20 protein-coding genes are annotated in these 24618 nt (G+C 69.2%); 11 read left to right on the top strand and 9 right to left on the bottom strand.

Annotated features, from left to right (window positions below):
- Window positions 1-79: 79 nt before the first annotated feature.
- Genes AB0M24_RS01375 through AB0M24_RS01385 form a run of 3 tightly spaced genes read left to right on the top strand, consistent with a single transcriptional unit; the run spans window position 80 to window position 3022 of the window.
- Window positions 80-1234: an MFS transporter gene (locus AB0M24_RS01375; RefSeq protein ID WP_363759219.1), complete on the top strand. Its 1155-nt coding sequence runs from the start codon at window positions 80-82 to the stop codon at window positions 1232-1234.
- Window positions 1231-1641, top strand: a complete 411-nt coding sequence (locus AB0M24_RS01380; protein ID WP_363759222.1) for a GFA family protein — start codon at window positions 1231-1233, stop codon at window positions 1639-1641. The genes AB0M24_RS01375 and AB0M24_RS01380 overlap by 4 nt, the downstream gene beginning before the upstream one ends.
- A 10-nt stretch (window positions 1642-1651) precedes the next feature.
- The gene (locus AB0M24_RS01385; protein WP_363759225.1) at window positions 1652-3022 is read left to right on the top strand and encodes an NAD-dependent succinate-semialdehyde dehydrogenase; all 1371 of its coding nucleotides are present in this window, start codon (window positions 1652-1654) and stop codon (window positions 3020-3022) included.
- Here the strand turns inward: AB0M24_RS01385 and AB0M24_RS01390 are convergent.
- Window positions 3017-4732, bottom strand: coding sequence for a glycosyltransferase family 39 protein (locus AB0M24_RS01390; RefSeq protein ID WP_363759228.1), 1716 nt, complete (start codon window positions 4730-4732; stop codon window positions 3017-3019). The genes AB0M24_RS01385 and AB0M24_RS01390 overlap by 6 nt on opposite strands.
- Window positions 4733-4861: 129 nt before the next feature.
- Between AB0M24_RS01390 and AB0M24_RS01395 the strand changes: the two genes are divergently transcribed.
- Window positions 4862-5359: a hypothetical protein gene (locus tag AB0M24_RS01395; protein WP_363759231.1), complete on the top strand. Its 498-nt coding sequence runs from the start codon at window positions 4862-4864 to the stop codon at window positions 5357-5359.
- On the opposite strand, the gene AB0M24_RS01400 is transcribed toward AB0M24_RS01395, so the two are convergent.
- Window positions 5331-6311 carry a WYL domain-containing protein gene (locus AB0M24_RS01400; RefSeq protein ID WP_363759234.1) on the bottom strand — a complete coding sequence of 327 codons (981 nt, stop codon included), beginning with the start codon at window positions 6309-6311 and terminating at the stop codon, window positions 5331-5333. The two genes, AB0M24_RS01395 and AB0M24_RS01400, sit on opposite strands and share 29 nt — an antisense overlap.
- Before the next feature lie 62 nt (window positions 6312-6373).
- On the opposite strand from AB0M24_RS01400, the gene AB0M24_RS01405 reads away from it, so the two are divergent.
- Window positions 6374-6820, top strand: a complete 447-nt coding sequence (locus AB0M24_RS01405) for a VOC family protein (protein WP_363759237.1) — start codon at window positions 6374-6376, stop codon at window positions 6818-6820.
- Here the strand turns inward: AB0M24_RS01405 and AB0M24_RS01410 are convergent.
- A complete protein-coding gene (locus AB0M24_RS01410; RefSeq protein WP_363759240.1) occupies window positions 6811-7755 on the bottom strand; it encodes an EamA family transporter in 945 nt (314 codons plus the stop codon). The two genes, AB0M24_RS01405 and AB0M24_RS01410, sit on opposite strands and share 10 nt — an antisense overlap.
- 83 nt (window positions 7756-7838) lie before the next feature.
- Here AB0M24_RS01410 and AB0M24_RS01415 point away from each other — a divergent pair, with 83 nt between their 5' ends.
- The 3 genes from AB0M24_RS01415 (at window position 7839) to AB0M24_RS01425 (ending at window position 14911) form a co-directional block, all read left to right on the top strand.
- Entirely contained in the window at window positions 7839-8390 is a 552-nt protein-coding gene (locus AB0M24_RS01415) for a CGNR zinc finger domain-containing protein (RefSeq protein ID WP_363759243.1), read from the top strand.
- Window positions 8391-8576: 186 nt separating this feature from the next.
- Window positions 8577-14504 carry a hypothetical protein gene (locus AB0M24_RS01420; protein WP_363759246.1) on the top strand — a complete coding sequence of 1976 codons (5928 nt, stop codon included), beginning with the start codon at window positions 8577-8579 and terminating at the stop codon, window positions 14502-14504.
- Window positions 14504-14911, top strand: coding sequence for a hypothetical protein (locus AB0M24_RS01425; RefSeq protein ID WP_363759249.1), 408 nt, complete (start codon window positions 14504-14506; stop codon window positions 14909-14911). The genes AB0M24_RS01420 and AB0M24_RS01425 overlap by 1 nt, the downstream gene beginning before the upstream one ends.
- Here AB0M24_RS01425 and AB0M24_RS01430 read toward each other — a convergent pair.
- From AB0M24_RS01430 to AB0M24_RS01445, 4 genes are all read right to left on the bottom strand, one after another.
- Complete coding sequence (locus AB0M24_RS01430) at window positions 14896-15180, bottom strand: hypothetical protein (protein WP_363759252.1); 285 nt, start codon at window positions 15178-15180, stop codon at window positions 14896-14898. The genes AB0M24_RS01425 and AB0M24_RS01430 overlap by 16 nt on opposite strands.
- Before the next feature lie 135 nt (window positions 15181-15315).
- The gene (locus AB0M24_RS01435; RefSeq protein ID WP_363759255.1) at window positions 15316-15927 is read right to left on the bottom strand and encodes a hypothetical protein; all 612 of its coding nucleotides are present in this window, start codon (window positions 15925-15927) and stop codon (window positions 15316-15318) included.
- A gap of 34 nt (window positions 15928-15961) precedes the next feature.
- Window positions 15962-16591, bottom strand: a complete 630-nt coding sequence (locus tag AB0M24_RS01440; protein WP_363759258.1) for an RNA polymerase sigma factor — start codon at window positions 16589-16591, stop codon at window positions 15962-15964.
- A gap of 144 nt (window positions 16592-16735) precedes the next feature.
- Complete coding sequence (locus tag AB0M24_RS01445; RefSeq protein WP_363761536.1) at window positions 16736-17893, bottom strand: MFS transporter; 1158 nt, start codon at window positions 17891-17893, stop codon at window positions 16736-16738.
- Between the two features lie 70 nt (window positions 17894-17963).
- Between AB0M24_RS01445 and AB0M24_RS01450 the strand changes: the two genes are divergently transcribed.
- Together AB0M24_RS01450 and AB0M24_RS01455 are read left to right on the top strand one after the other, a co-directional pair.
- Window positions 17964-18281: a transcriptional regulator gene (locus tag AB0M24_RS01450; RefSeq protein ID WP_363759261.1), complete on the top strand. Its 318-nt coding sequence runs from the start codon at window positions 17964-17966 to the stop codon at window positions 18279-18281.
- 74 nt (window positions 18282-18355) lie between these two features.
- On the top strand, window positions 18356-20392 hold the full coding sequence (locus AB0M24_RS01455; RefSeq protein ID WP_363759265.1) for a phosphocholine-specific phospholipase C: 2037 nt from the start codon (window positions 18356-18358) through the stop codon (window positions 20390-20392).
- A gap of 1 nt (window position 20393) precedes the next feature.
- Here AB0M24_RS01455 and AB0M24_RS01460 read toward each other — a convergent pair whose 3' ends face one another.
- On the bottom strand, window positions 20394-21866 hold the full coding sequence (locus tag AB0M24_RS01460; RefSeq protein ID WP_363759268.1) for an alpha/beta hydrolase: 1473 nt from the start codon (window positions 21864-21866) through the stop codon (window positions 20394-20396).
- Window positions 21766-23340 carry an NAD(P)/FAD-dependent oxidoreductase gene (locus tag AB0M24_RS01465; RefSeq protein WP_363759271.1) on the bottom strand — a complete coding sequence of 525 codons (1575 nt, stop codon included), beginning with the start codon at window positions 23338-23340 and terminating at the stop codon, window positions 21766-21768. Before AB0M24_RS01465 ends, AB0M24_RS01460 begins: the two co-directional genes overlap by 101 nt.
- A gap of 80 nt (window positions 23341-23420) precedes the next feature.
- Here AB0M24_RS01465 and AB0M24_RS01470 point away from each other — a divergent pair, with 80 nt between their 5' ends.
- Complete coding sequence (locus AB0M24_RS01470) at window positions 23421-24614, top strand: PucR family transcriptional regulator (protein WP_363759274.1); 1194 nt, start codon at window positions 23421-23423, stop codon at window positions 24612-24614.
- Window positions 24615-24618: the final 4 nt, after the last annotated feature.

Raw genomic sequence — 24618 nt, forward strand, 5'->3', positions numbered from 1 at the left:
CCTGCGAGTGGTACCACGCCGAAACGTAGCTGAACGGGGTGTCTGGTTAGCGAGACCGGGCGACCGCACGCTCGGACCCGTGAACGAAACACTCACCGCACCAACGAAGCAGCGCCTTCCCGGCAAGGCGTTGCTCGGACTGTTCCTCGCCGGTTTCGTCGGCATCCTCACCGAATGCCTGCCCGCCGGCCTGCTCCCGGAGATGAGCCGCACGCTCGGCACGAGCGTCTCGCTGACCGGCCAGACCGTCACCATCTACGCCTTCGCCACCGCGCTCGGCGCCATCCCGCTCGCCCGGCTCACGGCCGCCTGGCCGCGCAAGCACGTCCTGCAACTCGCACTCGCCGTCGTCGCGATCACGAACGTCCTCACCGCGTTCTCCACCGACTACGCGCTCACGTTGGTGCTCCGGTTCGCGGCGGGCCTCGGCACGGGTCTGATCTGGCCGCTGCTCGGCGGGTACGCGGCCCGCCTCGCCCCGGAAGGACACCACGGCCGCGCCATCACGATCGCACTGGCCGGCACGCCGGTGGGTCTCGCGCTCGGCGTCCCGCTGGGCACCTGGCTGGGGTCGCTGGGCGGCTGGCAGACCGCGTTCCACGCCTCGGCCGCGGTGACGGCCGCGACGATGGTGTGGATTCTCGCGATGCTGCCGAACCTGCCTGGTCAGCGGTCCGAGGCGAGGATCTCGAAGGTGTTCGTGATCCCCGGCCTGCGACCCATTCTGCTCGCGGTCGCCACGTACGTGGTGGCGCACAACATCCTCTACACCTACATCACGGACTTCCTGGCGTACGCGGGGATGAGCGGCCAGACGGGCTGGATCCTGTTCACGTTCGGGGTCACGTCGGTCCTCAGCGTTGTCGTGGTCGGCGCGTACATCGACGAGCACCTGCGCGTGCTCACCATCGCCAGCACCGCGGTGTTCGCCGCCTGTGTGCTCGTGCTGGCCGTCTTCACCGGCTCGCCGGTGCTGATCTACACGGCGGTCGCGGTGTGGGGCTTCGTGTTCGGCAGCTCGCCCAGTCTCTTCATCGGAGCGGTGATCAACACCGCCGGCGACGCGGCCGACGTCGCGCAGTCCATCACGATCACCGTCTACTCGGGCTCCATCGCGTTCGGCGGTCTGGTCGGCGGCCTGCTGATCCTGGGCTTCGGCACCGCCTCGATCACCTGGGCCGCGCTGGCGCTGCTCGTCGTCTCCGCCATCACCGTGGGAAAGGCCGTCCGATGACCGTCCGAACAGGACACTGCCTCTGCGGTGCGATCAGCTACGAGTTCACCGCCGCCCCGGATCTCGTCGTCCTGTGCCACTGCGGAGACTGCCAGCGCCACAGCGGTTCGGCGTTCTCGGTGAACGTTCTCATCGCCGCCGACTCCTTGAAAGTCGTTGGCACGCCGAGGTCCTACCAGACCGTGGGCACCGAGAACGGCCAACTGCGCGACCGGCTCTTCTGCGGCGACTGCGGCACCCCGATCTTCACGACCATGCGTGAACGTCCCGAGCTGGTGATCGTGAAGGCGGGCACCCTCGACGACCCGCAGGGCCTGAAGCCGTCCGCCGAGGTGTGGTGGCGCCGCGCCCAGGACTGGATCGAACCGAGCCCGGACCGCGTGCGGTTCGACGGCGACGCGAAGTGAGGAGCAGGCCATGACCTTCCGCACCATCAACCCGGCCACCGGCGAGCTCGTGAAGGAGTTCGGGACGCAGTCGGACGACGAGATCGTCGCGGCACTGTCCACTGCGGACAGGACCTACCGCGAGGACTGGAAACACCGGCCGATCGCCGAACGGGCCCGGATCGTCACCCGTGCCGCGGCGATCCTGCGCGAGAAGCGGGACGAGTACGTCGACCTCCTGACCCTGGAAATGGGCAAGGTGACCAAGTTCGGCTACTTCGAGGTGGATCTGGTGGCCGACATCCTGGACTACTACGCAGATCACGGAGAGCGGTTTCTGGCCGACCAGGACCTGCCCGGCGAGCCCGGCGCGAAGCTCGTCAGCGAGCCCATCGGCGTGATCCTCGCGATCGAGCCGTGGAACTTCCCGTTCTACCAAGTGGCGCGCGTCGCCGCGTCCCAGCTGGTGGCCGGCAACGTCGTCATGGTGAAACACGCGGAGAGCGTGCCGCAGTCAGCGCTGGCGTTCGCACGGCTCTTCGAAGAGGCCGGAGCCCCGGAAGGCGCCTACACCAATCTCTTCTGCGACACCGGCCAGATCGCCGCGCTGATCGACGACTTCCGGGTCCGCGGCGTCACGCTGACCGGCAGCGAACGGGCCGGTGCCGCCGTGGGCGAACGGGCGGGGCGCAACCTCAAGAAGGCGGTGCTGGAACTGGGCGGTAGCGATCCCGCGCTGATCCTGCCCGGCGCACCCCTGGACCACGCGGTCGACCAGGTCGTGATGGGTCGCACCTACAACTCCGGTCAGGGCTGCGTGAACATCAAGCGCGTGATCGTGGTCGGCCGTGAACGTGGCGCGGAAATGCTGGCAGCGTTGAAGGAACGCTTCGCCGCGATCACCGTGGGCGACCCGGCCGACGAGACCACCGACCTCGGCCCGGTCGCCAGTGAACGCGCGCTGGAAGTCCTGCTGAGCCAGATCGCCGCGGCGGAGGCGGCAGGTGCCCGGATCGTGCAAGGCGGCCACCGCGTCGACCGTCCCGGCTTCTACCTCGAACCGACGATCATCACCGACATCACCGCGGACAACCCGCTGTTCGGCGAGGAAGCCTTCGGTCCGGTGCTGTCGTTCTACGTCGTCGACACCGAGGAGGAAGCGATCAGCCTGGCCAACGCCACCAGGTACGGCCTGGGCAGCTATGTCTTCGACGCCGACGTGGACCACGCCCAGGAAGTGGCGAAGCGCATCGAGGCGGGCATGGTCTACATCAACTCCTGCTTCGCCGACTCGCCGCGGTTGCCGTTCGGCGGCGTGAAGAACTCGGGCTTCGGGCGGGAACTCGCCGAGCTGGGCATCGGCGAGTTCCTCAACCGCAAGCTGGTGCGGGTCGCGTCATGAGGCGTCGAGCGCGTAGACGGTAGTGCCCGCGACGGTGGTGGCGGTGTAGTTCACGGTGACCCACTCGGCGATCTCCTGAGCCGCACCGCTGTTGCCGCCACCCATCATCCTGCCGTTGGAAGCGATGAAGTAGTGGATCTGTCCATTGCGGACCATCTCCTGGAACTCGGCGAGCGTCGGCGAAGGATCGGTGCCGTTGAACCCGCCGATCGCCATCACCGCCTGCCCGCTCGACAGCTGGAGTCCCGCCGCGTTGTTGGATCCGACCGTCGCCGCGGCCCAGCGGTAACGATCAGCGTCGGCCTGCAACAGCGAAACGAGCTCCGTGTCCGCGGTGGTCGCGTCGAGCAAGCCACCGCCGCCCATTCGCATCGACGACGGGCCCGCGACCGGCAACGCGCCGGTGTGCGGGGTGATCACGGTGGCGAACGAGTAGGTGGTCGGGCCGACCAGCGCGGCGACCAAGGCGACCGGAATCGCCCAGCGCATCGACATCACCAGCCCGACCGCCGCGATCAGCCCGCTCATCAGCACGATCACCGCCACCGGCGTCGAGAACGAGTTGATCAGCACGTACGCCTGCAGTGCGGCCAACGCGAGGGAGCCGGACAGCACCGCTGCCGCGGCGGGTTCGTCCTTGCGTCGCCACAGCTCGGTGCTCGCGATGCCGATGATCGCGGCGATCGCGGGAGCCAGCGCCACCGTGTAGTAGGAGTGGATGATCCCGTTCATGAAGCTGAACACCGCGGCCGTGACGACGAGCCAGCCGCCCCACAACGCGAGCGCGGTGCGACCCCTGCCCTTGACCAGCCACAGCCCGGCGAGCAGCAGCACCACCGCGGCCGGCAGCAGCCACGCGATCTGACTGCCCATCTCCGAGCCCAGCAGCCGGCTCCAGCCCGGCGTGCCCCAGCCGCGACCGCCGCCCACGCTGCCGACCTCGTCCCCGGTGATCCGCCCGAGACCGTTGTAGCCCAACGCGAGCTCCAGCACGCTGTTCGTCTGCGAGCCGCCGATGTACGGCCGGTCCGGCGTCAGCTCCACGGCGGCGATCCACCACCCGCCCGCGACGATCATCGCCCCCAGCGCCCCGAACAGGTGCAGCACTCGCTTGCCCAGAGACGTTGGTGCGGCGAACAGGTAGACCAGCGCGAACGCCGGCAGCACCAGGAAAGCCTGCAGCATCTTGGTGAGGAACCCGAACCCGATCGCCGCTCCAGCGAGCGCGAGCCAGAACGGACTGGCGTTCTCGACCGCCCGCGTCACGCAGTACGCGCCCGCGATCAGCAGCAGCACCAGCAACGCATCCGGGTTGTTGAAGCGGAACATCAGCACCGCGACCGGCGTCAGGGCGAGCACCGCACCCGAGATCAGCGCGGCAGCGGGCGAGAACCACCGCCGCACCGTCGCGTAGAGCAACCACACACTGCCGACGCCCATCAACGCCTGCGGCACCAGGATGCTCCACGCGTTGACCCCGAAGAGGCGCGCGGACAGGCCCATCACCCACAACGACGCGGGCGTCTTGTCGACGGTGATCGCGTTGCCGGCGTCGGACGAACCGAAGAACCACGCCTTCCAGCTCGTCGCACCGGCCTGCGCGGCGGCGGAGTAGTAGGCGTTGGCCCAGCCGGAGTCGCCCAGCCGCCACAGGTACAGCGCGGCCGTCGCGATCAGCAGGGCTGCCAGTGCCAGGCGTTCTCGTCTCATGCGGACGACCTTCGCGGCTCAGGCTGGGGAGGTCGTGTGCGTCCGCTGTGAACCACCTGTGCGCCACCCACAGCCCGTGCTGACGTCACACACAGGCCCAGCACAGAAACGATCGTGATGGTGGGTGCCATGACCGAACCCGAAGCGCAACCGGAAGAACAGCCCCGCAAGTCGGGCTGGAACGTGAAGAAGACCGTGGCCGCCGCGGCGATCGCGCTCGGCATCGCGGCGGCGGGAGGTGTCGCGATCTACGCGGCCACCACCGGCACCGGCGATCAGACCAACGCCATGGGCGGACCCGGCGGGATGGGCGGTCCCGGTGGCAACGGCGGAACCCCGCCCGACGGCGGCGGTGTGCGGGGTGGGCCGGGCTTCGGCACCGCGACGCACGGCGAGTTCCAGACCGGCGAGGTCACCTCGATCAGCGACACGTCCGTCGAGGTGAAGTCCACCGACGGCTACACGAAGACCTACGTCATCGACAGCGACACCGTGATCGAGGCCGTCGAACAGGGCGACACCGTGACCGTGATCGCCGAGACCGAGGACGGCAAGACCGTCGCGTCGAGCGTGTCGGAGCGAAACCAGCAGGCACAACCTAACCAGCAGACCCAGCCGACGAGGTAGCGGCCCGCGCGGCGCGGCGGGACAGGTCGGCGAACGCGTCACGCAGCTCCTGCGGCCCGACCACCTCGATCTCCGCGTCGAACCGCAGGAGCCGCGCGGCCAAGGAAGCCCACGACCACGACCCGGTGACCAGCCGGGTCCTTTGAGGACTGACCTCCTCCGCCGTGTCGCCGCCGGCGAACGGAGCGACGTCGGCGAGAGGCAGTCCGAGCACGACCTCACCGCGGCAGGGCCAGGCGTTGGTGTCCGATCCCTTGAACCGGGCGTCGAGGAACGCCGCCACGTCATCGCCCGGCACCTGCCGCGGGGTGAACCGAGGTCCGTTGGGCACCCGGAGCGTCATCCGGTCGGCGCGGTAGGTCCGCCAGTCCTCGCGTTCCGGACTCCACCCGACGAGGTACCAGCGGCCCGACCGGACCACGAGGTGGTGCGGCTGCACGCGGCGACGCTGTTCCGGCCGTCCTGGGGAGTGGTAGTCGAACCGCAGTTCCTCGCGGGCACGAATGGCGGTGCTGATCGCCAGCAACGACTCCGTGTCCACCTGCGTGCCGACGCCCGCCGGTTCGATCTCCAGCGCGTCGATCCGCTGCCGCAACCGGGACGGCATCACCTGACGCACCGTGGCCAACGCACGGGCCGCCGCTTCCTCGATGCCCGCCCCGGTGCCGACCGCGATCCGCAACGCCACGGCGAGCGCGACCGCCTGGTCCTCGTCGAACAGCAGCGGCGGCACCTGGCTGCCCGCTTCGAGCCGATACCCGCCATCAGGCCCTTTGACCGCGTGCACGACGTACCCGAGCTCGCGCAGCCGGTCGACGTCGCGGCGCACCGTGCGTTCGCTGACCCCGAGCCGCTGGGCCAGCGTCAACCCCGGCCAGTCACGCCGGACCTGCAACAGCGACAGCAACGACAGCAGGCGGCCTGACGTGGTCGTCGACGTGGCGATGGGCATGTTTTCAGCTTGGCACAAGTAGCGGACGTTCCCTGTCCGCTACTGCTGACAAAGTCCCTCTCATGTCACTCAACGCAGTCCCTCACCTGAACTTCCGCGGCCAGGCCAGGGAGGCCCTGGAGTTCTACCGCTCGGTCTTCGGCGGGCAGCTCACCGTCATCACCTACGCCGACTTCGGCATGCCCGCCGAGCTCCCCGGCGCGACGAACGTCGTGTTCGGCGAGGTCAAGGCGGACAACGGCTTCCGCGTCATGGCCTACGACGTGCCCGGTCCGGAGGCCCCGATCGCCGAGTCCACCACTCGTCGCGAGAACGGCACGACGATCACCGACGAACCGTTCTTCCTGTCCGTGCGCGGCGAGTCCGTCGACGAGGTCACCCCGATCTGGGAAGGCCTCGCCGACGGCGCCAACGTGATCGAGAAGTTCGGCCCGGCGCAGTGGGCGCCGGCGTTCGGGATGCTCGCCGACCGGTTCGGCGTCACCTGGATCGTCGACGTTCAGGTCTGAGCGAGGACGGGGGCGGCCGGCTCCTCGGCCGGCCGCTCCGCCCGCACCGCCGCGATGCCACCGACGATCAGCAGGCCACCGAGCAGCTGCACCGGCGTGAGCCCCTCACCCAGCAGCAGCCACGCGAACACGGAGGCCGACACGACCTCCATCAGAGCGATGAACGACCCGAGCCGCGACCCGAGAATTCCGGAGGCGGTGATGCCGGTCGCGTAAGCCAGTGCGGTGCCGACGACAGCAACGATGAGCAACGGCACCCACCAGGCGACGGTGGTGTCGCCGTCCAGCAACGGCACGTCCACGAACTCGGCCTTGAACGGCAGCAGCCCGGTCGCTCCGACGATCGCCAGCACGGGTGCGGCGAGCAGCATGCCCGCTCCGGCGAGCGCGACCGGCGGCAGACCGTTGTTGGGACGCCCGGCGATCGCGAAGTACACGGCGCACGCGATGGCGGCGCCGAAAGCGGCGATGAGACCGATCGGGTCGACGGCCTGGATCGCGCCTGGTCCGATCACGAGCACCAGGCCGCCGACCGCGAGCACGGAACCGATCAGCACTACGGGGGCGGGTGTGCGCCTGCTGACCGCCCAGGTGAACCCGACCAGGATCAGCGGCGCGAGGAACTCGATCAGCAACGCCGTCGCCACCGGGATGCGGCTGATCGCGGCGAAGTAGAGGACCTGCGTCACCGCGACTCCGACCACGCCCATGCCGAGCACGGGCCAGCGCGCGTGCCAGAGCAGCTCCCACTTGCCGCGCAACGAGTACACGACGAACGGGAGCAGCACGAGGCCCGCTAACAGGGCTCTCACCGTGACCGCGGCGGCCGGAGACCAGCCTGCCTCCAGCAGCGGTTTGACGAACGCTCCGGAGGTGCCGAACGAGATGAACGAGATCGCCGCCGCGATCAGACCGGTCGACTTCGACGCACCCACGTCTGCCTCCCACTCCGGAACCGTGTCATGGCCTAACCTGTTTGATACCCCTGACGGTAGGCCGGTCCGAGTAAGGAGTCAATTTGCTTTTTGCCCCTGACACGGTGGACGCGCTCGTGTTCATGGTCGCGCTGTGCAACACGGAGCCCGAGGCGTCCCGCAGCGGCACCGACGAGCTGGCGACGGTCGAGCAGCTGGCGGACCTGGTCCACCGCTACCCGTTCTCCGGCCGCTTCGACCGCGACGAGGCGGAGCTGCGCGAGGTGCACGAGACGCGCACGCTGCTCCGGCACGTGTGGACCCTGAGCCGCGACGACGCCGTCGAAGTCGTGAACAAGATGCTCCGCGACGCCAAGGCCCTGCCGTACCTGGTGCGACACGACTCGCTCGACTGGCACATCCACGCCACCGAGCTGGACTCGCCGCTCGCCGAACGGCTCCAGGTGGAGGCCGCGCTCGCGCTCATCGACGTGATCCGCATGGACGAGATGGGCCGCCTGCGGATCTGCGCGGCCGACGACTGCACGGGGCTGCTGCTCGACCTCTCCCGCAACGGGCAGAAGCGGTTCTGCAGCGTCCGGTGCGGCAACCGGATGAACATGATCGCGTTCCGGGAGCGGCAAGGGCGCCAGTAGTTCGTATTCTCCTTTGTAGCAACCAAAAATTGTGACGATCACTCTGTTTTGGCTGGTCATCGACCCGGTCTCGCTAGGCCGTTCGAGTGGTGTTGGTGAATGTGGACTGTGGTCCATTCGCACCGTGTGCTTCGCTCCGCTTGCCGTAGAGCTAGGGGGAATGCTCTACCGACCGGGGGAGTCGTTGTGGCTTCAGCACGTCTGCGCATCGGCACATTAGGTGTGATCACCGCGTTGGTGACCACCCTCGCCGTCACTCCCGCTCAAGCGGAGCCGACACCGGCACCACCACCGACCACGCAACAACCGCCCACATCGGAGCCACCGCAGCTACCGCCGCAACTGCCCCAGAACCCTGCGGCGGCCGAGAACAGACTCGGTGCGCAGGCCACGGCGACACCTCCCGCGGCGCCGGGTGACCTGGGTGCGATCGACCCCGGCAAGGACGGTTCGCCGAACATCGAGAACGAGGCGTCCAAGGCGCAACCCATCGCGCCGTTGCCCGCGCTCGATCCTGGACCCGACGGCCGCGTGCCGGTCGACCGGGTGCCGATCACGCCGAACCCTCCGGTCACGCCGTCCACATTGGACCTCCCGCTCCGGCCGGGTCAGGAGCTCGTCGACGCCACGAGCGCGGAGGCACTGGCCACGTTGGACAAGGCCGGCCGCACGAAGGACGGCAAACCTGCGCTGGACGCGAACGCGTTGCAACCGCAGGTCCGCTCCGCCCAGGTCGTCGACCCGAGCAGGCCCGCCACGTTGCAGGAGCTGATCGACGCGCTGACGTCCGGCAACCTGCCGCCGCCACTGCCCGTCGACCCGCTCGCGTTGCTGCAACAGCTGCCCGACGGCATCCCCAGGATCACCTACCGCGTCTGCTCCGAGTCGCAGACCAAGGCCGTGTCGTGCTCGCTCACGCTGCCGCTGGGTGTGCCCGCGATCGTCGACGTCACCGGCGACCGCACACCGGACGTGCTGACCGACCTCGTGCCGGTCGCCGCACCCGGTGACATCGCCGCGGTGGTCAGGGACCTCACGAACCTCGACCGCGAGATCGCGATCGCCCGCGATCGGCTCAACATCGTCAACGAGCTGCTGAAGGACCCGCTCAACGTCATCCTGCACCCGGAGCTGCTGATCGAGCGGCTGAACCTCGAGAAGCTGCTGGAAGACCTGGGGAACACGCTCAAGGCCAAGACCGAGGCGCTGCTCAACCTCATCCACCTCGGCCTCGGTGTGGTCAACCTCCGCCTGCCCACCAGCGAGTTCGCCGGGCGCGACCTGCCCGCGCACGTGTGGGCCGTCTACGACCTGCCGACGCACAAGCGGCTCTCGGTCGGCTTCGACGGTTTCCGGCGCGGAGCGGGACTTCCGACGGCCGCTGTCGGGCTCTACACCTTCGCGCCGTTGCAGGCGTTGCGCGGAATCTTCGACATCAAGGCGAACGTGCTGCAGGTCGGCGCTGCGGGTTCGCTCGCGATCACCGCAGGCCTCGCGAACGTCACGGACGACGACCAAGGCCTGGCCTATGACCCGACGGTGGCGAGTGCGCAGTTCGCGCCCGTGCCGAACGTGTTCACCGCCCACGCGTTCATCGACCCCGGCGCGAGTGACCGCGACCAGAAGGCGACGGTCGACGCCACGGTCACCAAGCGCACCAAGCTCGACGTGCAGGTGCTGTCGAACTCCGGTGGCACCAACAGGTTCGACCAGCTCGTCGTCGACCAGCTGCCGAACCAGGTGTCGGCCGCGCTGACCCGCCCGCGCGACGGCGGTGACGACATCGTCGACTACAACGCCAGTGACGCGATCGACGACGTGCTGTTCGCCGACTTCGTCTACGCGGGGGAGAGGCTCGACGCTTCCGTCCGCGCCGCCGCGAAGAACCTGCCGACGCAGTGGCGTGGCGCGCTCAACTCGGCGAACGACCGGGTGACGCTCGACTACGACGCCGCGTCCGCACTGTCCAGTTTGGACGTCTCGTTCTTCGACCGTGATCCGGCGATCGTGCTGCGCGGTGCGTTGCGCGAGCTGCCGACGATCGTCAACGTGGACGCGAACCTGCCCGGCAGGCACGTCCTGTTCGACGCCAACACCCCGCTCGGCTCGGCGGAAGTGTTCGTGTCGAAGGAACTCGGCGACTACGCGCCGCTCGACGGCGACCACGCCACCGCGGTGCTGACCGGGACCAAGCTCGGCGCGAGCGCCCGCGTGAAGGGCCTGCGCAAGATCGACGTGTACTTCGACCAGCACCCCCGCGGTGGCACCGAGTTCACGCCGGGCGGGCAGCCGTTCGTCGCGGCCGGGATCGTCGACGGCAGGCAGAAGACGCGCCTCGACGTGTCGAACCTGCCCGCCACGCTGGGATTCGACCTCGACACCGTCGCGCGTCGGGTGCAGTTCAACGCGAGCTCCGTGGTGCAACGGGTGAAGGCCGCGTACGTCGACACGGCGAACGGGCCGAGTGCGGTAGCCGCGATCAACGGGCTGCCGCAGACCGTGGACGTGCGGTACGACCTCGGCGACGTGCCGAAGGTGAGCTACCGGGCGTCCAGCGCGGTGCCGAGGGCCGAGCTCTTCGTGAGCCCGCAAGGGGTCGAGCGACTCGACCCGACCGGCAACCACTACCTGTCCGCGGCGCTGACCGACCTGCCGACCGAGGTCGACGTGCTGGTCGACCTGCCCAAGCGGCACCTGGACGGCACGTCGTCGGCGCCGATCGGCTCCATCGCGGCGGTCGCCAGGGTTCCGTTCTCCGGCCGCGACTTCCTCGCGATCGGTGAGCTCACCGGCGTTCCGGCGAAGTACGACGCCGACTTCGCCGACGGCCTGATGCGGTTCCGCGGCCTGTCCGGAGCACTTGGCGCGGCACGGTTCTCCGTCACGAACCACGGCGGCGCGACCATGCCGGCCGGGCAGCACGTCTCGGCCCACTACCGCCAGGTCAGCGGTGACTTCGACGGCAGTGTCAGCATCCGCAACCTCACGCTCGCCGAGTACGCCCGCGGCCCGGCGAAGCAGGTGGCGAACCTGCAGCTGAACACGGACGGCCAACCGGTGTTCGTCGACGCGGACGTGGTGCTGGCGGCGAACGGCGCCGACGACACGCGTCTCGCGGTCACGTCGCGCATCGATCACCTGCCGACAAACCTCACGCTCACGATCGACCTCGCCGACGGCAAGCTCACCTACACCGGTGACAAGTCGATCGCGCTCCAGGCCGACGTGCACGTCGGCAAGGTCTCCGCGCTGAACGGACTCGGCGCGCCGCTGTTCGAGAACGGCGTGGCGGTGCGGGCTCGCGGTTGTGCGGAGGGCGCGGGCTGTGTGAAGGACGACTCGCCGATCTGCACGCTGTTCGGCAAGTGCCTCGGGCTCGTCGGCACGATCCGGCTGCCCGGCCTGCCGACCACGCTCGCGGTCGACCTGGTGAACAAGGAGATCGAGCTCACCGGGTACACCGCCACCGCGCCGCTGAAGGCGTACATCGAGATCAGCGGCCTGCTGCCGAACCTGCCGAGGCTCGAAGGCCAGGTCACGCTGGACGGTTTGCCGTCCAATGTGGACCTCACCGTGGGCCCGATCACGGTCGACGGCAACCCCGCCCGCGTCGACGTCGGCTACCGCGCCTCGGCACCGCTCGGTGTGCTGACGGTCGCCGCCGAAGCCGACACGCAGACGTCGTTCGGAACGCTGCGGGCACGGGCGTCGATCGACAAGCTCCCGGCCACCGTGCACGTCGTCGGCACGTTCGACGCCCGCACGACGCTGGGGGTGCACAACTCCGCGCCCATCAACGAGATCACGGCCGCACTGTCCGGAGTGGACGCCGGGTACCTGTCCGCGTCGGCGAACGGTGTGCCCGCTGATCTGGACGTGCTGGTCGACGCACCGGCGAAGCACTTCGAGTCGTCGGCGTCGGCAGCACTGGGCGGCATCACGTTCCGCGCGGCGAAGGTGCCGTTCGCGGGACGCGAGTACCAGGCGTTCGCCCAGGCGCTGAACATCCCGGCGAAGATGACGGCGGACTGGGCCGACGGCAACTTCAAGTTCCAGAGCACGACCGGACCGATCGGGTCGGCCGCGTTCGCCGTCACGAACCACGCGGGCGCGACCGCACCCCGCGGTCAGCACGTCGCCGCGCACTACAACCAGGGCAATGGTGATCTCGACGCCAGTGCCGCGGTCGGCTCGCTGTCGCTCGTCGCGGTGGCGCCGAAACCGGACGGCGTCGGGTTCGACATGCGCAGTGGCGACGGGACGTTCGCGTTCGACGGTGACTTCCGGCTCGCCGCGGACAACCGGTACACGGCGTTCGGCAAGGTCAGCCTGCCGAGCTCGCTCGACGTGCGCTACGGCGACGGGAAGCTCAGCTACCGCACCGACCGCCCGGTGGGCCTGCTCGCCGAGGCCCGCGTCGGCAAGGTGGCCGCGCTCGACGCGATCGGGCAGGTTCCGTTGTACGAGCACGGCATCGCGGCCGAGGCCAGGGCGTGCTCGGGTGCGGGGTGCGCGAAGGACGAGTCGCCGATCTGTTCGTTGCTGGGCAAGTGCTTCGGCCTGGTGAGCACGGTGTCGCTGCCGGGGCTGCCGACGGTGGTCGAGGTCGACATGGCGGCGAAGAAGATCGACGTCGTCGGTTACCGCCCGCCGGCCAACGTGCCGCTCAACGCGTACGTGCGGCTCGACGGACTGTTCGACGTGGCGCCGTACGCCGCGGCGAAGGCGACCCTGCGCGGCCTGCCGTCGCCGTTCGACCTGCACATCGGCCCGTTCGGGTTCGACCAGACCGATCCGAAGCGGGCGCACGACCTGCAGATCCAGTACAGCGCGTCCGGTGGCATCGACGTGCTGGAGCTGCGGGCCGAGGCGACTACGACGACGAAGTACGGGACCCTGCGCGGTGCGGCGGACGTGCACGGGGTGCCGGCGAGCCTGCAGGTGACGGGCAAGTTCGGCGACAACAGCCACGTCCGGGTCGCCGCGAGCAGCCCGATCAGCATGGTCAACGCCCACGTCACCGGCATGTACGCGGGAGCACCCGCTTCCGCGCGAGCCAGGCTGACGGACGTTCCGGCGTGCGACCAGGGACCGAACGCGCCGTGCGTGGACGTCGACATCAAGGGCACCGACGACCAGGGCAACGCGTTGAAGGTGCCGGTGATCACGGTCGCGTCCGCGGCTCCAGGACTCGACGCCGAGGCGTTCGTGCAGGGCAGGTTCGCCCTGAAGAACGACGAGGACCACAACGAGGGTGATCAGGGGCTTCAGGTCAACGACGTCTTCGCGAAGCTCCTCGACCTCGGCGAGAAGGTGACCGTCACCGTCGCGGAGAACGACCTCCACACGTTCAGCACGCGCCTGAAGTCCGAACCGGGCCCGACCGGCTCGGTGCTGGTGGGCGGAGCGTTCCAGCTCAAGGAGGAACAGGGCGGCGCCATCAAGGAGTTCGAGCAGGACATCGTCGCCTGCATTGGAATCCCGATCCTCACGCTGCACGTGAACGACGGCCACATCAAGGCCAGGAACCTGCGCATCGACGGCGTGTACGTGGTCGTCGACGGGGTGCGGGACATGACGATCCGGCCTGGCCTGTTCTACGTCGGGATCGGCGTCGAGGGCTCCTACGACCGGTTCAGCATGGTCGCGCCGAGCATCAGCGCCCAGCTCGACATGGACCTGAGCCTGCGCATCGAGAAGTTCGACCAGCCGCTGTTCCCGTTGTACAAGTGGGCGTTCAAGACGAACCCCGACGACGTCTACAGTGGACTGCGCTTCCACGTGTTCGACATGAAGAAGAGGACGAACGCCGAGTTCCAGGTCCAGCTCGGCCCGGTTCCGATCTTCGTGTACCCGGTCGAGGCGAGTCCGGGCAAGCTCGGCCGCCAGATTCCGGGTGACCCCGGCATCTCCGGCATCACGGTGCTGCCGCCGCCGGACATGGGCGACCCGAACACGCGGAAGTTCGTGTTCAGCATGATGGATCCGGGCAAGCTGGTGAACGGGCAGATGCAGTACCTGGACGGCGAGTCCGCCCAGCTGCTCGACATCGCCGTGTCGCAGGCGTTCAGCCCGTTCCCGGCGGAAGGCGAAAGCGGAGGCGGTCCTTGCTGATGAAGTCCCGTGCGGCGGCGCTGGCACTCGTGCTGGCGTCGCCCGCCGCGGTCACCGCGTGCGGTGGCTGCGGCTATCACCTGAGCGTCGAACCCGTGACGGCACGGGGATCCGACCTCAGCCTGAGCGCCAAGCTGACCGGTGACGGTCCGCTGCAGGGCGTGAAGATCGAGTTCGCGGCGCTGGGACCGGACGGTGTCGTGCTCGGCCTGGTCCCCGCGGGCGCGGACGGCGTGGCGAAGCTGGAGTCCAAGGGCGCCATCGGCCCGGACTCGGTCAACGGGCGTGCGGTGTCAGGGTGGACCGAGTACCGCGCCAAGGTCTGGTACCTGCAGGACGACGACAAGGCGGCCGACGCGGTGTGCGCCGAGCCCGCCACGGCGTCGTTCCGCTACCAGTCCGGGTGAGGGAACGCGTCGCAGCCCGCGATCCAGCGCGGTTCCCGCGAGGCGACGGTGGTCAGCACGGGCCGATCCGTGCACAGGCGCTGCTCGGCCCCGAGGATGTCGGCTCTCAGTTCCTGCAGGAACAGGGCGCCGGGCAGCAGCGACACGATCTCCCGCTGGCATGACAGGCACAGCCTGCTGTGGTGGCGGAACTCGGCGGTCTCCTCGGGAGTGAGCAGTTCGAGCAGGTAGCTGCCGGCTGAGACGGCGTGCGGACAGTCGTCGGTCAAGGCGCTCCTCCAGGTCCTGGGGTAGCGGGAAGGGGTGGACGAGCGGCGGCGTGTGGGGCAGACCGCCGCCCGTCCTGGCACAGGCGACCCGGTGAGGGAGCGGGAGAGCTCGGGTCGCCGGAACGTCTTGGGGCGTCAGCGGTTCAGGTGCGTGGGCTTGCCTGGCGCGGCACCGGGCTTGCCGGGCGCCTCACCGGAGTTGCCGGGCGAGGTGTCGTTCTTGCCAGGCGCGTCACCGGACTTGCCCGGCTTGTCCGCGAGCAGGTCGGAGCAGTAGGCGGGCACCTTGTCGGCACCACCCGCGGCCGTGATCAACGCGCTGAACGCCGGGTTCTCGCGCGCCTTGCCGTGTTCCGATCCCGCACCCGCGGTGTAGGCCTGGCACAGTCCCTTGAGCGACGGCGACGGCGAAGCGCTGTGGTCCGGCTTGTGCTCGGGCGTGGTCGCCTTCGTGCTGGACACGATCGCTGTCGTGTCGGAGGCGGGTTTCGGGTCCTCGCGGTGCTGGCCTGGCAGCGCGCCCGCCGCGGCGGCGAGTGCGATTCCGCCGAACGCGGCGGCCGCGGCAGCCGCGATCTTGATCGTCAGCATCTTGTGTCTCCGTCGCTGAGGGGCGGTGGTGAGACGAGCGGCGCGGAACGCGGCCACGGCGGCCTGCTCGCCGGCCAGCTCGTGGTCGCGGGCAGGAGCGGACGCCGCCGCGAGCAGGTCGCTCAGGCGGTCGTTCCGGTCACCGTGGTTTCTCATCTCACGTCCTTCAGCGTCAGGGCTCTGTTTTTTGTCACTCCTGCGGTGTTTTCCCTGGTGGAGGGCTTTCTTCGAGGTACGAGGCGAGGGTGCGCAGACCCCGGTGCGCGGCTGTGCGCACCGCGCCGGGGCGTTTGCCGAGGACCTTGGCGGCGGCCTTCGAGTCGAGGCCGACGACGGCCCGCAACAGCACGGCTTCTGCCTGGTCGCGCGGCAGCCTGGCGATCAACGCGAGCGCGGCGTCGGTGGTGATGGAGTCCACGGCCGACTGGGCGGTGTCCTCCCTGCTCGCGGGTTCGGCCACGTCGTCGACCGTTCCGAGCACGACCGGCCGCCGCTGCTGACGGCGCAGGTGGTCGAGGGCGCGGTTGCGGGCGATGGTGGTCGCCCAGCCGCGGAAGCCGTCGAGGTCGCCGCGGAACGTGCCCAGGTCGCGCGCGATCTGCAGCCAGGCGTCGGAGGCGACGTCGTCCGCGTCCGCTCCGACCAGCACCTGGAGGTAGCGCAGCAGCTTCGGCTGGACGTCGCGGTAGAGGGCTCGGAACGCGTCCTCGTCACCCCGGCGAGCCGAGGTCAGGACCTCCTCGGCGGTGCTCGGAAGGCGCGGTGACCACGCGACGCCGGAGATCTCGCCGCCGTCGCCGAACCCCGCTGCACTCCGCACCCGCGGCATCCTGAACGAAGGACCGCGCTGTGCCAAGCCCTTGTCATCGAGCCGGATGTGTACTAAGCGCACCACCGGCCACGTCGTCCACTTCGGACGATGTGGCTGGTGGTGCTTGGGGCACAAGCGAAACCGTGCCCCTGGTCACACGGTTTCCGGCACCAGCGCGGGCTTCGGGTGCGCGATGAGCAGGCCGAGCGCGCCCAGCGCGACCAGCGCGGCGATCGGAGGCAGAGCGAGCAGGCCGACGTTGTTGATGATCACGCCGCCGAACACGCCCGACAGGCCCACTCCGAAGTAGATCGCGGAAGCGTTGATGGACAACAGGATTCCGCTCGACTCACGTGGTGCCAGCTCGATCAGCCAGTTCTGGATGGGCGGGTTGACCGACCAGGTGAACAGGCCCCACACGAACAGCACGATGCCCGCGGTCGGGGCCGTCGTCGCGGTGAGCGGCAGCGTGGCGACGGTCACGATGAACACGCTGAAGATCACCAGCAACGGCACCCGGCTGCCGAAGCGGTCCGTGACGCGGCCGCCGACCGAGTTGCCGATCGCGCCGCCCACGCCGTAGACGAGCAGCAGCACGCTGATGGTCCAGCCGTGCACGTCCGCGAGAGAGGTCAGGATCGGCGCGATGTAGGTGAACACGCTGAACGCGGCGAGGCAGGCCAGCACGGTCATGCCGAGCACGAGCAGCACGCGGCGGTCGCGGGCGGCGGCGAACCGTTCGCGCAGGCCGGCGAACGGGGGAGCGTCCACGCGAGGCACACCGAACTGGATCGCGACTGCGCCGAGCACCGAGAGAACCGCCACCGACGCGAAGACGCCCTGGTAGCCGAGCTGCTCGCCGATCACGTTGCCCAGCGGCACACCCAGGATCAGCGCGAACGTGAGACCGCCGAAGACGATCGCGACCGCGCGGCCGCGGTGGTCCGGCGGGGCGAGCACCGTGGCGACGGCGGTGGCGACCGGCGTGAACGCGGCGGCGCCGAGCGCGCTGATCACGCGGGCGCCGAGCAGCAGCTCGAACGTCGGGGCGACGGCGGCCAGCGCGTTGCCGACAGCGCTGGTGAGCAGCGCGGCGATCATGAGTTTTCTGCGTTCCCAGCGACCTGTGACGACCGCCAGCACGGGCGAGGTGAGCGCGTAGGCGATGGCGAACGCGGTGACGAGCTGGCCGGCGGCGGCAGCGGAGACGTGCAGCTCACGGCTGACGGTGGGCAGGACCCCGGTGACGATGTAGCCGCTCGTGCCGACCGCGAATGCCCCGGCGGCGAGCAGGTGGATGCGAGACAAGATGACCCCTTCGACGGCTAGTACGAGAATCACCGTACTACGAAACTCGTCGAACTACGATAGATCTCGTACTATGGGAACCATGAGTGACGAGCTGGTGCATCCCGAGCGCGACGAGATCCGGATCGAGGCGGTGCTGCACGCGCTCGCCGATCCGGTGCGGTTGCACCTGGTCAGGGAGATGGACCGGATCGGGGTCGGGGTGGCGTGCGGCGCGATCGAGCTGCCGGTGACCAAGTCCACCCGCACCCATCACCTGCGGACGCTGCGTGAGGCCGGGGTGATCCGGATGCGCAAGGAGGGCACGTCGCGCATCGGCACGGTCCGGCGGGATGACCTGGACGCCCGGTATCCGGGGCTGCTGACCGCGATCTTGTCCGCCGAGAACTGAAGGTCACCCCGAGTTCTTCCGGTGGTGTCCTGGCGATCGCCGGACGTTTTCCGGCGGCGGGTGACATCTGCCTCATGTCCGAGGTCAACCGCCGCCAGTTCTTCAAGCTCGGTGCCGCGACGACGGCGTTCACCGCGTTGTCGGGGAGCATCGCGCGAGCCGCCGAGATCGCGCCCGCCACGAGGACCGGCACGATCTCCGACGTCGAGCACGTCGTCGTGCTCATGCAGGAGAACCGCTCCTTCGACCACTACTTCGGCACGATGCGCGGCGTGCGCGGGTTCGGCGACCCGCGGCCGGTGACGCTGCCGAGCGGCAAGTCCGTGTGGCACCAGTCCAACGGCGTCACCGACGTGCTGCCGTTCCACCCCACGGCCGACGACATGGGGATGCAGTTCCTGCAGGACCTCAACCACGACTGGAACGGCGGCCACCTCGCGTTCAACGGCGGCCGGTACGACAAGTGGGTGCCCGCGAAGACCGCGACCACGATGGCGTACCTGAACCGCCAGGACATCCCGTTCCACTACGCGCTCGCCGACGCGTTCACGATCTGCGACGCCTACCACTGCTCGTTCATCGGCGCGACGGACCCGAACCGGTACTACATGTGGACCGGATACACGGGCAACGACGGCACGGGCGGCGGGCCGGTGCTCGGCAACGACGAGAAGGGCTACGGCTGGACGACGTATCCCGAGCGGCTGGAGAAGGCCGGCGTCTCCTGGAAGATCTACCAGGACGTCGGTGACGGGCTCGACGCCGCCGGTGGCTGGGGCTGGATCTCCGACGCCTACCGCGGGAACTACGGCGACAACTCGTTGCTGTACTTCAACACCTACCGCAACGCCAAGCCGGGTGACGCTTTGTACGAGAAGGCGCGCACCGGTACGAACATCAAGGCGGGCGGCACGCTGTTCGACCAGCTGGCTCGCGACGTCAAGAACGACAAGCTGCCGCAGGTGTCGTGGATCGCGGCGCCCGAGGCGTACACCGAGCACCCGAACTGGCCGGTGAACTACGGCGCCTGGTACATCGCCCAGGTGCTCGACGCGCTGACGGCGAACCCGAAGGTGTGGGCCAAGACCGCGTTGTTCATCACCTACGACGAGAACGACGGGTTCTTCGACCACGTCGTGCCGCCGTACCCGCCGTCGTCCGCGTCGCAGGGACTGTCCGGTGTGGACGTCAAGGGTGAGCTGTACCCCGGTGGCGGCGGCTACGTGCCGGGTGCTTACGGGCTGGGGCAGCGGGTGCCGATGATCGTCGTTTCTCCGTGGAGCACCGGCGGTTACTCGTGCTCGGAGGTGTTCGACCACACGTCGATCATCCGGTTCCTGGAGAAGCGGTTCGGCGTGCACGAGCCGAACATCTCGCCGTGGCGGCGCGCGATCTGCGGCGACCTGACGTCGGCGTTCGACTTCACCGCCAAGAACACCAAGGCTCCGACGCTGCCCGACACCGACGGCTACGCGCCGCCGGACCGCGAGCGGCACCCCGACTACGTGCCGGTGCCGCCGCTGGTCGGGTCGATGCCGGTGCAGGAACGGGGATCGCGGCGCACCAGGCCGTTGCCGTACGCGCCTTTCGCGGACTCGTCGGTGAACGGCGGCAAGATCACTTTGACGTGGTCCGGCGGTCTGAAGGCGGGTGCGCAGTTCTACGTCACGTCGAAGAACCGCACCGACGGCCCGTGGACCTACACGACGGCGGCGGGCAAGCAGCTCTCCGACACGTGGAACAACGTGTACTCGGCGGGCGCGTACGACCTGACGGTCCACGGCCCCAATGGTTTCCTGCGCGAGTTCCGGGGCGGCGCCGCCGGTCCCGAGGTGTCCGCGCGGCACTCGGGCTGCAACCTGGTGCTGCGGTTCACCAACGCCGCTGGCTCGGACCGGCACCTCAAGGCCACCAACGCTTACGGTGGCAGCATTAGCGTGACGGTGAAGCCGGGCCGGACCGTGACGCGCATCATCGACCTGACGAAGTCGAAGCACTGGTACGACGTCTCGGTGGTGTCCACTGAGGACAGCGGCTGGCTGCGGCGGTTCGCCGGTCACGTCGAGACGGGTGCGCCCGGCGTCAGCGACCCGGCGATCCGGACGCACTGACTCAGGCGGCGCAGCGGTGTCCGTTCGCGGGCACTGCCAGGTTCACGAGGTAGTCCTCCACGATCCGGTCGACGCACGGTGATCTGAGGTAGGCGGTGTGCCCCTCGCCGTCCCAGGTGAGGAGTACGCCGCTGCCGAGTGCGGCGGTGAGCTCGACGGCACCCTGGTAGGGCGTCGCCGGGTCGTGGACGGTTCCGATCACCAGTGACGGTGGCGCTGTCGGCGCGGTGGGCTTGGCCAGCGGGTGTCTTGGCACGTCCCAGAAACGGCAGCCGTACAGCCCACGGGCCTGATAGCCGCCGAACAGTGGGAAGTCCGCGGTCCACTTCGCCGTGGTCGTGATCAGCTGCTCGTCGGTCAGCACCGCGGTGCCGTCGTTGCAGCCGATGACGAACGACGCGTCGAAAACGTTGGGATAGGTGCCATCGTGCTGCCGGCCGGTGGTCGCGTCGGCCAGGTCGAAGAAGGCCGTGCCGTCGCCCTGACGAGCCAGGCGCAGCGCGTCTTCGAGCACCGGCCACCGCGTGTTGTCGTAGAGCGCGGAGATGGTGCCGAACAGCACGGTTCCGCCCGACGTGCGGCGCCGGTCGTCAGGATTCTCGTGGGTGAGGGGCTGGGTTCTCGCCTGCGCGATGATGTTGGCGACCAACGCCCGCAGATCACCGAGTTCGGCGCACGACGGCCGTGTCGCGCAGTCCTTCGCGAACTGGTCGAAGGCGTCCTCGAACCCTCGCACCTGCCGCTCGAACGTCGAGGTGTCGTCGACGAGCGGGAACGACGGCGCGTCGAGCACCAGAGCGCGCACGTTGCCGGGAAACAGGTGCGCGTAGGTCGCGCCGAGCTTGGCGCCGTAGGAGAAGCCCGCGTACGTCAGCTTCGGGTCGCCGACCGCGCTTCGGACGAGGTCGAGGTCGCGCGCCGTGGCCTCGGTGGAGAAGAACTCCGCCGTGTCTCCCAGACGCGTCTCGCACGAGTCCGTGACCCGGCGGGTCTCGCTCTCGGCCGTGGCACGGGCAGCGGGCGTGCGCATGTCGTCGTTGACGTCGAACGCGCGGTCGAGGTCCGGGCCGTCGTAGCAGCGGATCGGCGCGGACTCGCCGACTCCGCGCGGGTCGAAGCCGATGACGTCGAACCTCTTGAGCAGTGTCTCGGACGCCCTGGTCGCGAAGCTCGCCGCGAACTCGACGCCGGCCACGCCCGGCCCGCCGGGGTTCAGCACCAGCGACCCGATCCGGCTCGTCTGGTCCCGGTGCCGGATGCGGATCAGCTTGAGCGAGAGGGACTTTCCCGCGGTGCCGTGGTCGAGCGGCACGGCGAGCGTGCCGCAGCCGACCTCGAACTTCTCCGTGCCCTCGGGGATCAGCTGGGAGCAGTCAGTCCACGCGATGGCCTGAGGGCTCGGCTGGCACCCCAGCAGCGGGAGCACCAGTGCGAGTCCCGCGACCACCGCGTGTCTGGAGCCGGTCCGACCCATCCGGCGAGGATGACAGATCAGGGGCGGATCGGCCGCGCGAGAACCGCAGCTCCCTGTCCACGACAGGCAGGCGGCGCAACAGCTTCACGTCGTTGAAGTAGCTCGTCGACGTGAGCCACGGCGCCTTCTCGCTCTGCCGCGGCAGCTGGTCCAGCGCACGCTTGATGTAGCCCGCCCCGAAGTCGAGGAACGGGCGGGTGGGCGCGTCGGGATCGGCGACGACAGGCCGTGCGGTGTCGTAGCCGTGGGAGTCCATGTGCGCGAGCAGGCGGCAGAAGTGCTCGCACAGCAGGCCGACCTTGAGCGTCCACGACGAGTTCGTGTAGCCGATGGCGTAGGCGAAGTTCGGCACCCCGGAGAGCATCATCCCCTTGTACGCCAACGTGTCCGGCAGGTTCACGGGCTTGCCGTCGACGGCCAGTGTCATGCCGCCGAACGCCTGCACGTTGAGGCCGGTCGCGGTGACGATGATGTCGGCCTCGATCGTGCGGCCGGACGCCAGCCGCACCCCGGTCTCGGTGAACGTCGTGATCCGGTCCGTCACGACGGACGCCTTGCCGCGGCTGATGGCCTTGAACAGGTCGCCGTCCGGAACGATGCACAGCCGTTGGTCCCAGGGGTTGTACGGCGGGTTGAAGTGCTCGTCGACGGGATAGCCCTCGGGCAGCAGCTTGGCGTTGAACCGCCGGATCAGCTTCCGCGCCGCGTTCGGGAAACGCTGGGAGAACCGCCAGGTCAGTTGCTGCTGCAGGATGTTCTTGCGCCGCGTGATCGCGAACGCGCGGTTTTCGCTGAACACCTTGCGCAGCGCGTTGCGGATCGGATCCTGGGCGGGCACCGGCAGCACGTACGTCGGGGTGCGCTGCAGCATGGTCACGTGGCTCGCGGTCGGTGCCATGGCGGGCACGATCGTCACCGCCGTCGCGCCGCTGCCGATCACCAGCACCCGCTTGCCGGCGTAGTCGAGGTCCTCCGGCCAGTGCTGCGGGTGCAGGATCTGGCCTTGGAACCGTTCCCGGCCCTCGAAGTGCGGTGTGTAGCCCTCGTCGTAGCGGTAGTAGCCGCCCGCGCAGAACAGCCACGAGCACGTCAGCTTCTCGCGTTCGCCGTTCTTCTCGACCTCGACGATCCAGTGCGCGTCGGCCGACGACCACTCGGCGGCGACGGCCTTGGTGTGGAACCGGACGTGCTGCTCGATCTCGTGTTCCGCGGCCGTCTCGTGCAGGTAGGCGAGGATCTTGTCCGCGCCGGCGATCGAGTCCTCGTCGCGCCACGGCTTGAACTCGTAGCCGAACGTGTGCAGGTCCGAGTCCGACCTGATGCCGGGGTAGCGGAACAGGTCCCACGTGCCGCCGATGGCCCCGCGCGCCTCGAGGATCGCGTACTTCTTGCGCGGGTGTTCGCGCTGCAGGTAGTACGCGGCGCCGAGACCGGAGATTCCTGCGCCGACGATGAGCACATCGAGGTCAGCCATGTACTCATAGTGGCGGGGTGACGCCGGTCACGAAAGCACGATGTGCACCTGTTCGCCCTGGTTGTGGTGCAATGTGCACCATGTCGTGGGAGCGTCCGTCCCGGCGCGTGCGCGAGCTGATCAGGCAGGGCGCCGAGATCGCGCTGGATCCGCCGGAGGAGTGGCTGGCCGAGCTGGACGCGGCGACGTTGTCCGGAACGCATCGGATCCAGGTTGCCGAGGATCCCGTGCTGGCTGCCGCTTTGCGGCGGACGAACCGGTCGAACCTGCTCGGTTGGGCGTCGGCCAACATCCGCGCGCCGGGAGAGCGCGTTCCCGCCGACCTGGGCGAGGCGCCGCTGGCGTTCGCGCGTGACCTGATCCGGCGCGGGCTCGACGAGTCGGCGCTCGACGCCTATCGCACCGGGCTGGGTGTCGCGCTGCGGTTGTGGATGCGGATCGTGTTCTCCCTGACGTCCGATCCCGACGAGCTGCGCGAGGTGACCGACGTGTCGTGCCGGTCGATCGCGGCGTTCGTCGACGACACCGTGGCCGCGATCTCGGTGCAGATGACCCGGGAACGCGAGCAGCTCACGCGGGGCACGCACGCGGAACGCCTGGAAACCGTGACGCTGCTGCTCGACGGCGCGCCGATCACGGTGTCCCGCGCGGAGCACCGCCTCGGCTACCGGCTCTCCGGCGAGCACACGGCGGCGATCGTGTGGAGCGACGACGCGCTGGGCGATCTGGATCGTGTGGCGGACGTGCTCGCTGCCGCCGCCTCGGATCCACGTCCGTTGACCGTGCTGGCCAGCGCCGCGACCCGGTGGGTGTGGGTGCACGGAGCTCCGGACCTGGCCGAACTCCGCGAAGGTGTGGCGCGGTTCCCGGCCGTGCGGGTGGCGTTGGGATCGAGCGGCGTCGGGGCGGACGGGTTCCGGCTCAGCCATCTCGATGCGCTGACCGTTCAGCGCATGCTCGCCAGGCTCGCGTCACCGCAGCAGCTCGCGACCCACGAAGAGGTCGAGCTGGTCGCGTTGCTCACGACGGACACCGAGCGGGCCGACCGGTTCGTGCGGCGCACCCTCGGCCCGCTGGTCGGCGATCCCGAGGCGATCGAGGCGCTGCGGGCGTTCATCGCGGCTCAGTGCAACGCGACAGAGGCGGCCGCCGCCCTCTACGTGCACCGCAACACATTGCTGCGCCGCCTGGCCCGTGCCTCGACGCTGCTGCCCCGGCCGCTGGAGCACAACCTCGTGCACGTCGGGGTGGCTTTGGAAGTCCATCGGTGGTGACCGG

The sequence above is a fragment of the Lentzea sp. NPDC051838 genome, from assembly GCF_040681245.1.
In the GTDB taxonomy this organism is placed as follows: Bacteria; Actinomycetota; Actinomycetes; order Mycobacteriales; family Pseudonocardiaceae; genus Lentzea.

What these genes read in the sequence shown, in the direction of transcription:
- AB0M24_RS01380 (WP_363759222.1), top strand. Translation starts at nt 1,231, where the DNA reads ATGACCGTCCGAACAGGACACTGCCTCTGCGGTGCGATCAGCTACGAG.
- AB0M24_RS01385 (WP_363759225.1), top strand. Translation starts at nt 1,652, where the DNA reads ATGACCTTCCGCACCATCAACCCGGCCACCGGCGAGCTCGTGAAGGAG.
- AB0M24_RS01390 (WP_363759228.1), bottom strand. Translation starts at nt 4,732, where the DNA reads ATGAGACGAGAACGCCTGGCACTGGCAGCCCTGCTGATCGCGACGGCC.
- AB0M24_RS01395 (WP_363759231.1), top strand. Translation starts at nt 4,862, where the DNA reads ATGACCGAACCCGAAGCGCAACCGGAAGAACAGCCCCGCAAGTCGGGC.
- AB0M24_RS01400 (WP_363759234.1), bottom strand. Translation starts at nt 6,311, where the DNA reads ATGCCCATCGCCACGTCGACGACCACGTCAGGCCGCCTGCTGTCGTTG.
- AB0M24_RS01405 (WP_363759237.1), top strand. Translation starts at nt 6,374, where the DNA reads ATGTCACTCAACGCAGTCCCTCACCTGAACTTCCGCGGCCAGGCCAGG.
- AB0M24_RS01425 (WP_363759249.1), top strand. Translation starts at nt 14,504, where the DNA reads ATGAAGTCCCGTGCGGCGGCGCTGGCACTCGTGCTGGCGTCGCCCGCC.
- AB0M24_RS01435 (WP_363759255.1), bottom strand. Translation starts at nt 15,927, where the DNA reads ATGAGAAACCACGGTGACCGGAACGACCGCCTGAGCGACCTGCTCGCG.
- AB0M24_RS01450 (WP_363759261.1), top strand. Translation starts at nt 17,964, where the DNA reads ATGGGAACCATGAGTGACGAGCTGGTGCATCCCGAGCGCGACGAGATC.
- AB0M24_RS01455 (WP_363759265.1), top strand. Translation starts at nt 18,356, where the DNA reads ATGTCCGAGGTCAACCGCCGCCAGTTCTTCAAGCTCGGTGCCGCGACG.
- AB0M24_RS01460 (WP_363759268.1), bottom strand. Translation starts at nt 21,866, where the DNA reads ATGGGTCGGACCGGCTCCAGACACGCGGTGGTCGCGGGACTCGCACTG.
- AB0M24_RS01465 (WP_363759271.1), bottom strand. Translation starts at nt 23,340, where the DNA reads ATGGCTGACCTCGATGTGCTCATCGTCGGCGCAGGAATCTCCGGTCTC.
- AB0M24_RS01470 (WP_363759274.1), top strand. Translation starts at nt 23,421, where the DNA reads ATGTCGTGGGAGCGTCCGTCCCGGCGCGTGCGCGAGCTGATCAGGCAG.